The organism is Mycobacterium tuberculosis complex sp. N0072 (assembly GCF_030323725.1).
Taxonomy (GTDB): Bacteria; Actinomycetota; Actinomycetes; order Mycobacteriales; family Mycobacteriaceae; genus Mycobacterium; species Mycobacterium tuberculosis.
Window position 1 is genome coordinate 1 of the sequence record NZ_CP040689.1, and the last position, 15,108, is coordinate 15,108.

Below are 15,108 nucleotides of genomic sequence, written 5' to 3' on the forward strand. Positions count from 1 at the left end.
CGACTAGCGGCCCGGACAACTTGAACCGGGTGTTTTCAACACGAGGATCGCGAGCCGTTGCCGGTAGTTTGCGGCTGGTTATCGACGGTACTGTCCACATTTGTGGATAGCCATGTGGACAGTTCACCTGCCCACAACAACGGTTGTAGCTCGACCCGGAACCAAGACCCGGAACTAACGAGAACCAGGGAGATACGTCGTTGACCGATGACCCCGGTTCAGGCTTCACCACAGTGTGGAACGCGGTCGTCTCCGAACTTAACGGCGACCCTAAGGTTGACGACGGACCCAGCAGTGATGCTAATCTCAGCGCTCCGCTGACCCCTCAGCAAAGGGCTTGGCTCAATCTCGTCCAGCCATTGACCATCGTCGAGGGGTTTGCTCTGTTATCCGTGCCGAGCAGCTTTGTCCAAAACGAAATCGAGCGCCATCTGCGGGCCCCGATTACCGACGCTCTCAGCCGCCGACTCGGACATCAGATCCAACTCGGGGTCCGCATCGCTCCGCCGGCGACCGACGAAGCCGACGACACTACCGTGCCGCCTTCCGAAAATCCTGCTACCACATCGCCAGACACCACAACCGACAACGACGAGATTGATGACAGCGCTGCGGCACGGGGCGATAACCAGCACAGTTGGCCAAGTTACTTCACCGAGCGCCCGCACAATACCGATTCCGCTACCGCTGGCGTAACCAGCCTTAACCGTCGCTACACCTTTGATACGTTCGTTATCGGCGCCTCCAACCGGTTCGCGCACGCCGCCGCCTTGGCGATCGCAGAAGCACCCGCCCGCGCTTACAACCCCCTGTTCATCTGGGGCGAGTCCGGTCTCGGCAAGACACACCTGCTACACGCGGCAGGCAACTATGCCCAACGGTTGTTCCCGGGAATGCGGGTCAAATATGTCTCCACCGAGGAATTCACCAACGACTTCATTAACTCGCTCCGCGATGACCGCAAGGTCGCATTCAAACGCAGCTACCGCGACGTAGACGTGCTGTTGGTCGACGACATCCAATTCATTGAAGGCAAAGAGGGTATTCAAGAGGAGTTCTTCCACACCTTCAACACCTTGCACAATGCCAACAAGCAAATCGTCATCTCATCTGACCGCCCACCCAAGCAGCTCGCCACCCTCGAGGACCGGCTGAGAACCCGCTTTGAGTGGGGGCTGATCACTGACGTACAACCACCCGAGCTGGAGACCCGCATCGCCATCTTGCGCAAGAAAGCACAGATGGAACGGCTCGCGGTCCCCGACGATGTCCTCGAACTCATCGCCAGCAGTATCGAACGCAATATCCGTGAACTCGAGGGCGCGCTGATCCGGGTCACCGCGTTCGCCTCATTGAACAAAACACCAATCGACAAAGCGCTGGCCGAGATTGTGCTTCGCGATCTGATCGCCGACGCCAACACCATGCAAATCAGCGCGGCGACGATCATGGCTGCCACCGCCGAATACTTCGACACTACCGTCGAAGAGCTTCGCGGGCCCGGCAAGACCCGAGCACTGGCCCAGTCACGACAGATTGCGATGTACCTGTGTCGTGAGCTCACCGATCTTTCGTTGCCCAAAATCGGCCAAGCGTTCGGCCGTGATCACACAACCGTCATGTACGCCCAACGCAAGATCCTGTCCGAGATGGCCGAGCGCCGTGAGGTCTTTGATCACGTCAAAGAACTCACCACTCGCATCCGTCAGCGCTCCAAGCGCTAGCACGGCGTGTTCTTCCGACAACGTTCTTAAAAAAACTTCTCTCTCCCAGGTCACACCAGTCACAGAGATTGGCTGTGAGTGTCGCTGTGCACAAACCGCGCACAGACTCATACAGTCCCGGCGGTTCCGTTCACAACCCACGCCTCATCCCCACCGACCCAACACACACCCCACAGTCATCGCCACCGTCATCCACAACTCCGACCGACGTCGACCTGCACCAAGACCAGACTGTCCCCAAACTGCACACCCTCTAATACTGTTACCGAGATTTCTTCGTCGTTTGTTCTTGGAAAGACAGCGCTGGGGATCGTTCGCTGGATACCACCCGCATAACTGGCTCGTCGCGGTGGGTCAGAGGTCAATGATGAACTTTCAAGTTGACGTGAGAAGCTCTACGGTTGTTGTTCGACTGCTGTTGCGGCCGTCGTGGCGGGTCACGCGTCATGGGCGTTCGTCGTTGGCAGTCCCCACGCTAGCGGGGCGCTAGCCACGGGATCGAACTCATCGTGAGGTGAAAGGGCGCAATGGACGCGGCTACGACAAGAGTTGGCCTCACCGACTTGACGTTTCGTTTGCTACGAGAGTCTTTCGCCGATGCGGTGTCGTGGGTGGCTAAAAATCTGCCAGCCAGGCCCGCGGTGCCGGTGCTCTCCGGCGTGTTGTTGACCGGCTCGGACAACGGTCTGACGATTTCCGGATTCGACTACGAGGTTTCCGCCGAGGCCCAGGTTGGCGCTGAAATTGTTTCTCCTGGAAGCGTTTTAGTTTCTGGCCGATTGTTGTCCGATATTACCCGGGCGTTGCCTAACAAGCCCGTAGACGTTCATGTCGAAGGTAACCGGGTCGCATTGACCTGCGGTAACGCCAGGTTTTCGCTACCGACGATGCCAGTCGAGGATTATCCGACGCTGCCGACGCTGCCGGAAGAGACCGGATTGTTGCCTGCGGAATTATTCGCCGAGGCAATCAGTCAGGTCGCTATCGCCGCCGGCCGGGACGACACGCTGCCTATGTTGACCGGCATCCGGGTCGAAATCCTCGGTGAGACGGTGGTTTTGGCCGCTACCGACAGGTTTCGCCTGGCTGTTCGAGAACTGAAGTGGTCGGCGTCGTCGCCAGATATCGAAGCGGCTGTGCTGGTCCCGGCCAAGACGCTGGCCGAGGCCGCCAAAGCGGGCATCGGCGGCTCTGACGTTCGTTTGTCGTTGGGTACTGGGCCGGGGGTGGGCAAGGATGGCCTGCTCGGTATCAGTGGGAACGGCAAGCGCAGCACCACGCGACTTCTTGATGCCGAGTTCCCGAAGTTTCGGCAGTTGCTACCAACCGAACACACCGCGGTGGCCACCATGGACGTGGCCGAGTTGATCGAAGCGATCAAGCTGGTTGCGTTGGTAGCTGATCGGGGCGCGCAGGTGCGCATGGAGTTCGCTGATGGCAGCGTGCGGCTTTCTGCGGGTGCCGATGATGTTGGACGAGCCGAGGAAGATCTTGTTGTTGACTATGCCGGTGAACCATTGACGATTGCGTTTAACCCAACCTATCTAACGGACGGTTTGAGTTCGTTGCGCTCGGAGCGAGTGTCTTTCGGGTTTACGACTGCGGGTAAGCCTGCCTTGCTACGTCCGGTGTCCGGGGACGATCGCCCTGTGGCGGGTCTGAATGGCAACGGTCCGTTCCCGGCGGTGTCGACGGACTATGTCTATCTGTTGATGCCGGTTCGGTTGCCGGGCTGAGCACTTGGCGCCCGGGTAGGTGTACGTCCGTCATTTGGGGCTGCGTGACTTCCGGTCCTGGGCATGTGTAGATCTGGAATTGCATCCAGGGCGGACGGTTTTTGTTGGGCCTAACGGTTATGGTAAGACGAATCTTATTGAGGCACTGTGGTATTCGACGACGTTAGGTTCGCACCGCGTTAGCGCCGATTTGCCGTTGATCCGGGTAGGTACCGATCGTGCGGTGATCTCCACGATCGTGGTGAACGACGGTAGAGAATGTGCCGTCGACCTCGAGATCGCCACGGGGCGAGTCAACAAAGCGCGATTGAATCGATCATCGGTCCGAAGTACACGTGATGTGGTCGGAGTGCTTCGAGCTGTGTTGTTTGCCCCTGAGGATCTGGGGTTGGTTCGTGGGGATCCCGCTGACCGGCGGCGCTATCTGGATGATCTGGCGATCGTGCGTAGGCCTGCGATCGCTGCGGTACGAGCCGAATATGAGAGGGTGTTGCGCCAGCGGACGGCGTTATTGAAGTCCGTACCTGGAGCACGGTATCGGGGTGACCGGGGTGTGTTTGACACTCTTGAGGTATGGGACAGTCGTTTGGCGGAGCACGGGGCTGAACTGGTGGCCGCCCGCATCGATTTGGTCAACCAGTTGGCACCGGAAGTGAAGAAGGCATACCAGCTGTTGGCGCCGGAATCGCGATCGGCGTCTATCGGTTATCGGGCCAGCATGGATGTAACCGGTCCCAGCGAGCAGTCAGATACCGATCGGCAATTGTTAGCAGCTCGGCTGTTGGCGGCGCTGGCGGCCCGTCGGGATGCCGAACTCGAGCGTGGGGTTTGTCTAGTTGGTCCGCACCGTGACGACCTAATACTGCGACTAGGCGATCAACCCGCGAAAGGATTTGCTAGCCATGGGGAGGCGTGGTCGTTGGCGGTGGCACTGCGGTTGGCGGCCTATCAACTGTTACGCGTTGATGGTGGTGAGCCGGTGTTGTTGCTCGACGACGTGTTCGCCGAACTGGATGTCATGCGCCGTCGAGCGTTGGCGACGGCGGCCGAGTCCGCCGAACAGGTGTTGGTGACTGCCGCGGTGCTCGAGGATATTCCCGCCGGCTGGGACGCCAGGCGGGTGCACATCGATGTGCGTGCCGATGACACCGGATCGATGTCGGTGGTTCTGCCATGACGGGTTCTGTTGACCGGCCCGACCAGAATCGCGGTGAGCGATCAATGAAGTCACCAGGGTTGGATTTGGTCAGGCGCACCCTGGACGAAGCTCGTGCTGCTGCCCGCGCGCGCGGACAAGACGCCGGTCGAGGGCGGGTCGCTTCCGTTGCGTCGGGTCGGGTGGCCGGACGGCGACGAAGCTGGTCGGGTCCGGGGCCCGACATTCGTGATCCACAACCGCTGGGTAAGGCCGCTCGTGAGCTGGCAAAGAAACGCGGCTGGTCGGTGCGGGTCGCCGAGGGTATGGTGCTCGGCCAGTGGTCTGCGGTGGTCGGCCACCAGATCGCCGAACATGCACGCCCGACTGCGCTAAACGACGGGGTGTTGAGCGTGATTGCGGAGTCGACGGCGTGGGCGACGCAGTTGAGGATCATGCAGGCCCAGCTTCTGGCCAAGATCGCCGCAGCGGTTGGCAACGATGTGGTGCGATCGCTAAAGATCACCGGGCCGGCGGCACCATCGTGGCGCAAGGGGCCTCGCCATATTGCCGGTAGGGGTCCGCGCGACACCTACGGATAACACGTCGATCGGCCCAGAACAAGGCGCTCCGGTCCCGGCCTGAGAGCCTCGAGGACGAAGCGGATCCGTATGCCGGACGTCGGGACGCACCAGGAAGAAAGATGTCCGACGCACGGCGCGGTTAGATGGGTAAAAACGAGGCCAGAAGATCGGCCCTGGCGCCCGATCACGGTACAGTGGTGTGCGACCCCCTGCGGCGACTCAACCGCATGCACGCAACCCCTGAGGAGAGTATTCGGATCGTGGCTGCCCAGAAAAAGAAGGCCCAAGACGAATACGGCGCTGCGTCTATCACCATTCTCGAAGGGCTGGAGGCCGTCCGCAAACGTCCCGGCATGTACATTGGCTCGACCGGTGAGCGCGGTTTACACCATCTCATTTGGGAGGTGGTCGACAACGCGGTCGACGAGGCGATGGCCGGTTATGCAACCACAGTGAACGTAGTGCTGCTTGAGGATGGCGGTGTCGAGGTCGCCGACGACGGCCGCGGCATTCCGGTCGCCACCCACGCCTCCGGCATACCGACCGTCGACGTGGTGATGACACAACTACATGCCGGCGGCAAGTTCGACTCGGACGCGTATGCGATATCTGGTGGTCTGCACGGCGTCGGCGTGTCGGTGGTTAACGCGCTATCCACCCGGCTCGAAGTCGAGATCAAGCGCGACGGGTACGAGTGGTCTCAGGTTTATGAGAAGTCGGAACCCCTGGGCCTCAAGCAAGGGGCGCCGACCAAGAAGACGGGGTCAACGGTGCGGTTCTGGGCCGACCCCGCTGTTTTCGAAACCACGGAATACGACTTCGAAACCGTCGCCCGCCGGCTGCAAGAGATGGCGTTCCTCAACAAGGGGCTGACCATCAACCTGACCGACGAGAGGGTGACCCAAGACGAGGTCGTCGACGAAGTGGTCAGCGACGTCGCCGAGGCGCCGAAGTCGGCAAGTGAACGCGCAGCCGAATCCACTGCACCGCACAAAGTTAAGAGCCGCACCTTTCACTATCCGGGTGGCCTGGTGGACTTCGTGAAACACATCAACCGCACCAAGAACGCGATTCATAGCAGCATCGTGGACTTTTCCGGCAAGGGCACCGGGCACGAGGTGGAGATCGCGATCCAATGGAACGCTGGGTATTCGGAGTCGGTGCACACCTTCGCCAACACCATCAACACCCACGAGGGCGGCACCCACGAAGAGGGCTTCCGCAGCGCGCTGACGTCGGTGGTGAACAAGTACGCCAAGGACCGCAAGCTACTGAAGGACAAGGACCCCAACCTCACCGGTGACGATATCCGGGAAGGCCTGGCCGCTGTGATCTCGGTGAAGGTCAGCGAACCGCAGTTCGAGGGCCAGACCAAGACCAAGTTGGGCAACACCGAGGTCAAATCGTTTGTGCAGAAGGTCTGTAACGAACAGCTGACCCACTGGTTTGAAGCCAACCCCACCGACGCGAAAGTCGTTGTGAACAAGGCTGTGTCCTCGGCGCAAGCCCGTATCGCGGCACGTAAGGCACGAGAGTTGGTGCGGCGTAAGAGCGCCACCGACATCGGTGGATTGCCCGGCAAGCTGGCCGATTGCCGTTCCACGGATCCGCGCAAGTCCGAACTGTATGTCGTAGAAGGTGACTCGGCCGGCGGTTCTGCAAAAAGCGGTCGCGATTCGATGTTCCAGGCGATACTTCCGCTGCGCGGCAAGATCATCAATGTGGAGAAAGCGCGCATCGACCGGGTGCTAAAGAACACCGAAGTTCAGGCGATCATCACGGCGCTGGGCACCGGGATCCACGACGAGTTCGATATCGGCAAGCTGCGCTACCACAAGATCGTGCTGATGGCCGACGCCGATGTTGACGGCCAACATATTTCCACGCTGTTGTTGACGTTGTTGTTCCGGTTCATGCGGCCGCTCATCGAGAACGGGCATGTGTTTTTGGCACAACCGCCGCTGTACAAACTCAAGTGGCAGCGCAGTGACCCGGAATTCGCATACTCCGACCGCGAGCGCGACGGTCTGCTGGAGGCGGGGCTGAAGGCCGGGAAGAAGATCAACAAGGAAGACGGCATTCAGCGGTACAAGGGTCTAGGTGAAATGGACGCTAAGGAGTTGTGGGAGACCACCATGGATCCCTCGGTTCGTGTGTTGCGTCAAGTGACGCTGGACGACGCCGCCGCCGCCGACGAGTTGTTCTCCATCCTGATGGGCGAGGACGTCGACGCGCGGCGCAGCTTTATCACCCGCAACGCCAAGGATGTTCGGTTCCTGGATGTCTAACGCAACCCTGCGTTCGATTGCAAACGAGGAATAGATGACAGACACGACGTTGCCGCCTGACGACTCGCTCGACCGGATCGAACCGGTTGACATCCAGCAGGAGATGCAGCGCAGCTACATCGACTATGCGATGAGCGTGATCGTCGGCCGCGCGCTGCCGGAGGTGCGCGACGGGCTCAAGCCCGTGCATCGCCGGGTGCTCTATGCAATGTTCGATTCCGGCTTCCGCCCGGACCGCAGCCACGCCAAGTCGGCCCGGTCGGTTGCCGAGACCATGGGCAACTACCACCCGCACGGCGACGCGTCGATCTACGACACCCTGGTGCGCATGGCCCAGCCCTGGTCGCTGCGCTACCCGCTGGTGGACGGCCAGGGCAACTTCGGCTCGCCAGGCAATGACCCACCGGCGGCGATGAGGTACACCGAAGCCCGGCTGACCCCGTTGGCGATGGAGATGCTGAGGGAAATCGACGAGGAGACAGTCGATTTCATCCCTAACTACGACGGCCGGGTGCAAGAGCCGACGGTGCTACCCAGCCGGTTCCCCAACCTGCTGGCCAACGGGTCAGGCGGCATCGCGGTCGGCATGGCAACCAATATCCCGCCGCACAACCTGCGTGAGCTGGCCGACGCGGTGTTCTGGGCGCTGGAGAATCACGACGCCGACGAAGAGGAGACCCTGGCCGCGGTCATGGGGCGGGTTGAAGGCCCGGACTTCCCGACCGCCGGACTGATCGTCGGATCCCAGGGCACCGCTGATGCCTACAAAACTGGCCGCGGCTCCATTCGAATGCGCGGAGTTGTTGAGGTAGAAGAGGATTCCCGCGGTCGTACCTCGCTGGTGATCACCGAGTTGCCGTATCAGGTCAACCACGACAACTTCATCACTTCGATCGCCGAACAGGTCCGAGACGGCAAGCTGGCCGGCATTTCCAACATTGAGGACCAGTCTAGCGATCGGGTCGGTTTACGCATCGTCATCGAGATCAAGCGCGATGCGGTGGCCAAGGTGGTGATCAATAACCTTTACAAGCACACCCAGCTGCAGACCAGCTTTGGCGCCAACATGCTAGCGATCGTCGACGGGGTGCCGCGCACGCTGCGGCTGGACCAGCTGATCCGCTATTACGTTGACCACCAACTCGACGTCATTGTGCGGCGCACCACCTACCGGCTGCGCAAGGTAAACGAGCGAGCCCACATTCTGCGCGGCCTGGTTAAAGCGCTCGACGCGCTGGACGAGGTCATTGCACTGATCCGGGCGTCGGAGACCGTCGATATCGCCCGGGCCGGACTGATCGAGCTGCTCGACATCGACGAGATCCAGGCCCAGGCAATCCTGGACATGCAGTTGCGGCGCCTGGCCGCACTGGAACGCCAGCGCATCATCGACGACCTGGCCAAAATCGAGGCCGAGATCGCCGATCTGGAAGACATCCTGGCAAAACCCGAGCGGCAGCGTGGGATCGTGCGCGACGAACTCGCCGAAATCGTGGACAGGCACGGCGACGACCGGCGTACCCGGATCATCGCGGCCGACGGAGACGTCAGCGACGAGGATTTGATCGCCCGCGAGGACGTCGTTGTCACTATCACCGAAACGGGATACGCCAAGCGCACCAAGACCGATCTGTATCGCAGCCAGAAACGCGGCGGCAAGGGCGTGCAGGGTGCGGGGTTGAAGCAGGACGACATCGTCGCGCACTTCTTCGTGTGCTCCACCCACGATTTGATCCTGTTCTTCACCACCCAGGGACGGGTTTATCGGGCCAAGGCCTATGACTTGCCCGAGGCCTCCCGGACGGCGCGCGGGCAGCACGTGGCCAACCTGTTAGCCTTCCAGCCCGAGGAACGCATCGCCCAGGTCATCCAGATCCGCGGCTACACCGACGCCCCGTACCTGGTGCTGGCCACTCGCAACGGGCTGGTGAAAAAGTCCAAGCTGACCGACTTCGACTCCAATCGCTCGGGCGGAATCGTGGCGGTCAACCTGCGCGACAACGACGAGCTGGTCGGTGCGGTGCTGTGTTCGGCCGACGACGACCTGCTGCTGGTCTCGGCCAACGGGCAGTCCATCAGGTTCTCGGCGACCGACGAGGCGCTGCGGCCAATGGGTCGTGCCACCTCGGGTGTGCAGGGCATGCGGTTCAATATCGACGACCGGCTGCTGTCGCTAAACGTCGTGCGTGAAGGCACCTATCTGCTGGTGGCGACGTCAGGGGGCTATGCGAAACGTACCGCGATCGAGGAATACCCGGTACAGGGCCGCGGCGGTAAAGGTGTGCTGACGGTCATGTACGACCGCCGGCGCGGCAGGTTGGTTGGGGCGTTGATTGTCGACGACGACAGCGAGCTGTATGCCGTCACTTCCGGCGGTGGCGTGATCCGCACCGCGGCACGCCAGGTTCGCAAGGCGGGACGGCAGACCAAGGGTGTTCGGTTGATGAATCTGGGCGAGGGCGACACACTGTTGGCCATCGCGCGCAACGCCGAAGAAAGTGGCGACGATAATGCCGTGGACGCCAACGGCGCAGACCAGACGGGCAATTAATCAGGCTCGCCCGACGACGATGCGGATCGCGTAGCGATCTGAGGAGGAATCGGGCAGCTAGGCTCGGCAGCCGGGTACGAGTGTTAGGAGTCGGGGTGACTGCACCGAACGAGCCGGGGGCGCTCAGCAAGGGCGACGGCCCGAATGCGGATGGCTTGGTCGACCGTGGGGGCGCACATCGGGCAGCGACCGGGCCAGGCCGCATACCAGATGCTGGAGACCCGCCGCCGTGGCAGCGTGCTGCGACTCGGCAATCCCAAGCGGGGCATCATCAGCCGCCGCCGGTATCACACCCTGAGGGGCGCCCGACCAACCCGCCCGCCGCCGCCGATGCTCGGCTGAATCGCTTCATCTCCGGTGCGTCTGCCCCGGTGACCGGCCCAGCCGCCGCGGTCAGGACCCCGCAGCCGGATCCCGACGCTTCGCTGGGGTGTGGCGACGGTTCCCCCGCCGAGGCCTATGCCAGCGAGCTGCCCGACCTATCCGGCCCGACTCCGCGGGCCCCGCAACGCAACCCCGCGCCGGCGCGTCCCGCGGAGGGTGGCGCGGGATCGAGAGGGGATTCGGCCGCCGGTTCGAGCGGCGGTCGTTCGATTACCGCTGAGAGTAGAGACGCCCGTGTCCAGCTGTCGGCGCGGCGAAGCCGCGGGCCGGTTCGAGCCAGCATGCAGATCCGACGGATTGATCCATGGAGCACGTTGAAGGTGTCGCTGTTGTTGTCGGTGGCGCTGTTCTTCGTCTGGATGATCACGGTCGCGTTCCTCTACCTGGTGCTCGGCGGTATGGGCGTATGGGCCAAGCTCAACAGCAACGTCGGTGACCTGTTGAACAACGCGAGCGGCAGCAGCGCGGAACTTGTCTCCAGCGGCACCATCTTCGGCGGCGCATTCCTGATCGGCTTGGTCAACATCGTCCTGATGACCGCGCTTGCCACCATCGGTGCGTTCGTCTACAACCTGATCACCGATCTGATCGGCGGCATCGAAGTGACGCTGGCAGACCGGGACTAATGTTTTGAGAGTCGGGCGCCGGTTGCGGTAATCTCGTCGCTCGGCCGTACGCGAGTACGGGCCTATAGCTCAGGCGGTTAGAGCGCTTCGCTGATAACGAAGAGGTCGGAGGTTCGAGTCCTCCTAGGCCCACGACCATGTGCCCGTCACGACGTTCGGTGAGGTTCGCATTGCCACTGGCCGCGATCGCTGTGGCGGCCATCGTCGTGCGGTTCCGACGCGGAGCCGATGTCTGGCATGTGGCCGGCGATCCACCTCCTGATCACATAACCGGTGACGAAGAGGGGCCTTAGCTCAGTTGGTAGAGCACTGCCTTTGCAAGGCAGGGGTCAGGGGTTCGAGTCCCCTAGGCTCCACAAGTGAAAAGCGTAGCTCGGATACTTCGAATGACCACGTTTGATCACAATCGCGAGTGAAGAGGGCGTTGATGGCCACTCCGACGGCCTCGACACCCGACCCGTACAGGTGGCGGTAGCGGTCCAAGGTCAACCCGGCGGAGTCGTGTTCGAGCATGTTCTGAAGTGCCTTGAATTCGCCCCGGCCTGGATCGCCAACGACGCCGGGTGTGCCGAGCTCATGCAGTTTTGAACTCCTACACCACCGCCGGCTTCCCGGTAGCGTCCATCACAGTCTGAGGGAACAGCTGCGCCGCGGTCACCGCCTGCGACCACCACCGGCGCCGCACATGGCTGCCGCGCATGTAGCCGCCCGCCGAGTCCGGGAACGCTAGAAGCTCAGCAACCCATCGAACGCGGTCGGCCGGTTGTCGGCGTCCACGAGCACGCACCCTAGAGCGAAAGTCATGGATCCGCCGTTGGCGGGGTCTCCGGTATTGCCGGACTCGTCTATGTAAGCGACCAGCACGCGACGATGCTGGCACGATTCTTGGGCGATTGACCACAGTTACAGATAACTACTGTTAACCGCAGTTGTGTCCTTTCGCAGGTGGACTGAGTTGTAACCCATTGATCTGCATCATGATTCGCCTGTGCAAGGCGGGGGTCAGGGGTTCGAATCCCTAGGCCCCACCGTGTGACGACCGGCCTCAGGGGCGCGGTTGCACCTCGACGCTCGGTGGTCGGGGCGACGGCTCCGGTCGCGACGAGCGCCGGACGATGCTGAAGGCGACGGCACCGCCGGCGAGGATGGCCGCCGCGATCCCCGCGAAGATCCAGAGGTGGTGTTTGCTGCGACGTTGGGTCCGGGCGTCCTGTAGGGCCTGCGGTAGGTTGGCCACCACGTCCTGGGCAGCGGTCAGCTCTTGAGCGAGCGTCTCTTGGGCGGCAGCGACCTCGCGGGCCAATCGGCCTTCCCGGTAACGGCGGCGAAGCCCGGCCGCGGTCGACCGGGCGGACTGAAGCCCAAGTCCGACCCCGAGTTCGAGGAGGCCTCGGGTCACGTCCACGGGACCCACCGCAGAGTAGGCCAGACCCCGGGTCAGCCGCTCGCGTGGGGTCAACCGGGTTTCCACCTGCTCACTCATTTTGCCGCCTTTCTGTGTCCGGGCCGAGGCTTGCGCTCAATAACTCGGTCAAGTTCCTTCACAGACTGCCATCACTGGCCCGTCGGCGGGCTCGTTGCGGGTGCGCCGCGTGCGGGTTTGTGTTCCGGGCACCGGGTGGGGGCCCGCCCGGGCGTAATGGCAGACTGTGATTCCGTGACTAACAGCCCCCTTGCGACCGCTACCGCCACGCTGCACACTAACCGCGGCGACATCAAGATCGCCCTGTTCGGAAACCATGCGCCCAAGACCGTCGCCAATTTTGTGGGCCTTGCGCAGGGCACCAAGGACTATTCGACCCAAAACGCATCAGGTGGCCCGTCCGGCCCGTTCTACGACGGCGCGGTCTTTCACCGGGTGATCCAGGGCTTCATGATCCAGGGTGGCGATCCAACCGGGACGGGTCGCGGCGGACCCGGCTACAAGTTCGCCGACGAGTTCCACCCCGAGCTGCAATTCGACAAGCCCTATCTGCTCGCGATGGCCAACGCCGGTCCGGGCACCAACGGCTCACAGTTTTTCATCACCGTCGGCAAGACTCCGCACCTGAACCGGCGCCACACCATTTTCGGTGAAGTGATCGACGCGGAGTCACAGCGGGTTGTGGAGGCGATCTCCAAGACGGCCACCGACGGCAACGATCGGCCGACGGACCCGGTGGTGATCGAGTCGATCACCATCTCCTGACCCGAAGCTACGTCGGCTCGTCGCTCGAATACACCTTGTGGACCCGCCAGGGCACGTGGCGGTACACCGACACGCCGTTGGGGCCGTTCAACCGGACGCCCTCACGCCAAGTCCGCTCACCTTTGGCCGCGACCGGCGTAACCGGCAGCGGTAAGCGCATCGAGCACCTCCACTGGGTCGGTGCCGAGATCCCAGCGGGACAAAATCAGCAGCCCCCCGCTGACCGTTTCGATCTCGAGCAGGCGCACCAGGCGGCCGTAACGGCGAAACTCGTCGATTCGCATGATCTTGATATTGGAATGTCGTAATAGCTGCGTCCGGAACCAACCTCGGATCGCCAGGCCGTCGGGGGTAATTGCCAGCCTTGGACGTGCGCGCCAAGTGGCGCTCGCAAACAAGATCAGACCCAGCGCGGCAACTCCGGTCAACACCCGCCCGGGCGTGTCTGTGACTAAGGTCACAGACGCAATAGCCATCACGACTCCCCCGGCTCCGCAACCAGCGATTCCCGAGGTGCGAGGCGCCCATGCTGTTTGCTGCATGTATTCCTTAGACCCTCTCACCACTGCAGACAAAGTTATCCACAGACGCTATCAACAGTGGGGATGAATCACATGCGTGTGATTGAGTGACCAAAAGGTTGCTGGCACAGTAACGACCCGACCAGAATATGAATTCATTCTATCGGCGGCGTGGATCAATGCCAGCGCATCGTGAGCAACAAACCGGTGATCATGAAAGCGAACGCGATCGCATAGTTCCAGGGACCGAGTTGCGCCATCCAATTGAGCGCTGTGGGGGCTTGGCTGCCAATGGCTGCCAACTGAAACACCATTAACCAGATGAGTCCGATCAGCATCAGACCGATGAACAACGAGACGAACCATACGCTCGACGGTCCGACCTTCACCTTCATCGGCGTGCGGCTCACCGCGCTGACGGTGAAGTCGTTCTTCTTGCGGACCTTGGACTTGGGCATCACTTTCCTCGGGATCTGGCGGGACTACCTCGACAAGACGACGAATGGCCCGGGGTGCAACGATAGAAGTTGCAGCTGCAGGCATACCTTGTTATGAGACTAACCCACCCAACACCCTGCCCGGAAAACGGAGAGACCATGATTGATCGGCGCCGATCGGCGTGGCGTTTCAGTGTCCCCTTAGTGTGCTTGCTGGCGGGGCTGCTGCTGGCCGCCACGCATGGGGTGTCGGGCGGCACCGAGATCCGCCGCAGCGATGCGCCGCGACTGGTCGACCTTGTCCGTCGGGCGCAGGCATCGGTGAACCGTCTCGCCACCGAACGCGAAGCGCTGACCACCAGAATCGACTCGGTGCACGGCCGATCTGTCGATACCGCGTTGGCGGCCATGCAGCGGCGGTCCGCCGAGCTGGCCGGTGTGGCGGCTATGAATCCGGTCCATGGGCCGGGCCTGGTGGTTACCCTGCAAGACGCGCAACGCGACGCCAACGGCCGGTTTCCGCGCGACGCGTCCCCGGACGATCTGGTTGTGCATCAGCAAGACATCGAGGCTGTCCTCAACGCGTTGTGGAATGCCGGTGCTGAGGCGATCCAGATGCAGGACCAGCGCATCATCGCGATGTCGATAGCTCGTTGTGTCGGAAACACGTTGCTGCTCAACGGGCGTACCTATAGCCCGCCCTACACGATCGCCGCGATCGGAGACGCCGCCGCCATGCAGGCTGCTCTGGCTGCGGCTCCCCTGGTGACGCTCTACAAGCAGTACGTGGTCCGGTTCGGCCTCGGGTACCGCGAAGAAGTCCATCCTGACTTGCAGATAGTCGGCTATGCCGATCCCGTCCGGATGCACTTCGCGCAGCCTGCAGGCCCCTTGGACTACTGAACGACTGCCGGCAGGGTCAGGCGGTAGCCTG

14 protein-coding genes and 2 tRNA genes are annotated in these 15,108 nt (G+C 62.1%); 12 read left to right on the forward strand and 4 right to left on the reverse strand.

All coding sequences use genetic code 11. The annotated features are described in order from the left end of the window. Positions 1-200: 200 nt before the first annotated feature. From dnaA to FF952_RS00050, 10 genes are all read left to right on the forward strand, one after another. A complete protein-coding gene (dnaA, locus tag FF952_RS00005) occupies positions 201-1,724 on the forward strand; it encodes a chromosomal replication initiator protein DnaA (RefSeq protein ID WP_003400253.1) in 1,524 nt (507 codons plus the stop codon). 527 nt (positions 1,725-2,251) lie between these two features. Beyond that, positions 2,252-3,460: a DNA polymerase III subunit beta gene (gene dnaN, locus FF952_RS00010; protein ID WP_003400271.1), complete on the forward strand. Its 1,209-nt coding sequence runs from the start codon at positions 2,252-2,254 to the stop codon at positions 3,458-3,460. 19 nt (positions 3,461-3,479) lie between these two features. Next, positions 3,480-4,637, forward strand: coding sequence for a DNA replication/repair protein RecF (recF, locus tag FF952_RS00015; RefSeq protein WP_003899768.1), 1,158 nt, complete (start codon positions 3,480-3,482; stop codon positions 4,635-4,637). Beyond that, on the forward strand, positions 4,634-5,197 hold the full coding sequence (locus tag FF952_RS00020) for a DNA replication protein DciA (protein WP_003899769.1): 564 nt from the start codon (positions 4,634-4,636) through the stop codon (positions 5,195-5,197). Before recF ends, FF952_RS00020 begins: the two co-directional genes overlap by 4 nt. Positions 5,198-5,439: 242 nt before the next feature. Then, positions 5,440-7,467: a DNA topoisomerase (ATP-hydrolyzing) subunit B gene (gene gyrB / locus FF952_RS00025; RefSeq protein WP_014587925.1), complete on the forward strand. Its 2,028-nt coding sequence runs from the start codon at positions 5,440-5,442 to the stop codon at positions 7,465-7,467. A 34-nt stretch (positions 7,468-7,501) separates the two neighbouring features. Then, entirely contained in the window at positions 7,502-10,018 is a 2,517-nt protein-coding gene (gene gyrA, locus FF952_RS00030; protein WP_031680874.1) for a DNA topoisomerase (ATP-hydrolyzing) subunit A, read from the forward strand. Between the two features lie 95 nt (positions 10,019-10,113). Continuing rightward, the gene (locus FF952_RS00035; protein ID WP_003905204.1) at positions 10,114-11,028 is read left to right on the forward strand and encodes a DUF3566 domain-containing protein; all 915 of its coding nucleotides are present in this window, start codon (positions 10,114-10,116) and stop codon (positions 11,026-11,028) included. Positions 11,029-11,086: 58 nt separating this feature from the next. Continuing rightward, positions 11,087-11,160, forward strand: a tRNA-Ile gene (locus FF952_RS00040). 151 nt (positions 11,161-11,311) lie between these two features. Beyond that, a tRNA-Ala gene (locus FF952_RS00045) sits at positions 11,312-11,384 on the forward strand. A 40-nt stretch (positions 11,385-11,424) separates the two neighbouring features. Next, positions 11,425-11,616: a hypothetical protein gene (locus FF952_RS00050; RefSeq protein WP_003400294.1), complete on the forward strand. Its 192-nt coding sequence runs from the start codon at positions 11,425-11,427 to the stop codon at positions 11,614-11,616. A 138-nt stretch (positions 11,617-11,754) separates the two neighbouring features. Here FF952_RS00050 and FF952_RS00055 read toward each other — a convergent pair whose 3' ends face one another. Both FF952_RS00055 and cwsA read right to left on the reverse strand, forming a co-directional pair. Continuing rightward, the gene (locus tag FF952_RS00055) at positions 11,755-11,892 is read right to left on the reverse strand and encodes a hypothetical protein (protein WP_003400297.1); all 138 of its coding nucleotides are present in this window, start codon (positions 11,890-11,892) and stop codon (positions 11,755-11,757) included. A gap of 181 nt (positions 11,893-12,073) precedes the next feature. Beyond that, positions 12,074-12,511: a cell wall synthesis protein CwsA gene (gene cwsA / locus FF952_RS00060; protein ID WP_003400307.1), complete on the reverse strand. Its 438-nt coding sequence runs from the start codon at positions 12,509-12,511 to the stop codon at positions 12,074-12,076. 156 nt (positions 12,512-12,667) lie between these two features. Between cwsA and ppiA the strand changes: the two genes are divergently transcribed. Next, positions 12,668-13,216 carry a peptidylprolyl isomerase PpiA gene (gene ppiA / locus FF952_RS00065; protein WP_003400321.1) on the forward strand — a complete coding sequence of 183 codons (549 nt, stop codon included), beginning with the start codon at positions 12,668-12,670 and terminating at the stop codon, positions 13,214-13,216. Between the two features lie 116 nt (positions 13,217-13,332). On the opposite strand, the gene FF952_RS00070 is transcribed toward ppiA, so the two are convergent. Further along, on the reverse strand, positions 13,333-13,758 hold the full coding sequence (locus tag FF952_RS00070) for a PH domain-containing protein (RefSeq protein ID WP_003902798.1): 426 nt from the start codon (positions 13,756-13,758) through the stop codon (positions 13,333-13,335). Between the two features lie 155 nt (positions 13,759-13,913). Beyond that, the gene (gene crgA / locus FF952_RS00075) at positions 13,914-14,195 is read right to left on the reverse strand and encodes a cell division protein CrgA (protein WP_003400344.1); all 282 of its coding nucleotides are present in this window, start codon (positions 14,193-14,195) and stop codon (positions 13,914-13,916) included. A 138-nt stretch (positions 14,196-14,333) separates the two neighbouring features. Between crgA and FF952_RS00080 the strand changes: the two genes are divergently transcribed. Further along, on the forward strand, positions 14,334-15,077 hold the full coding sequence (locus FF952_RS00080; RefSeq protein ID WP_015291828.1) for a DUF881 domain-containing protein: 744 nt from the start codon (positions 14,334-14,336) through the stop codon (positions 15,075-15,077). Positions 15,078-15,108 lie beyond the last annotated feature (31 nt).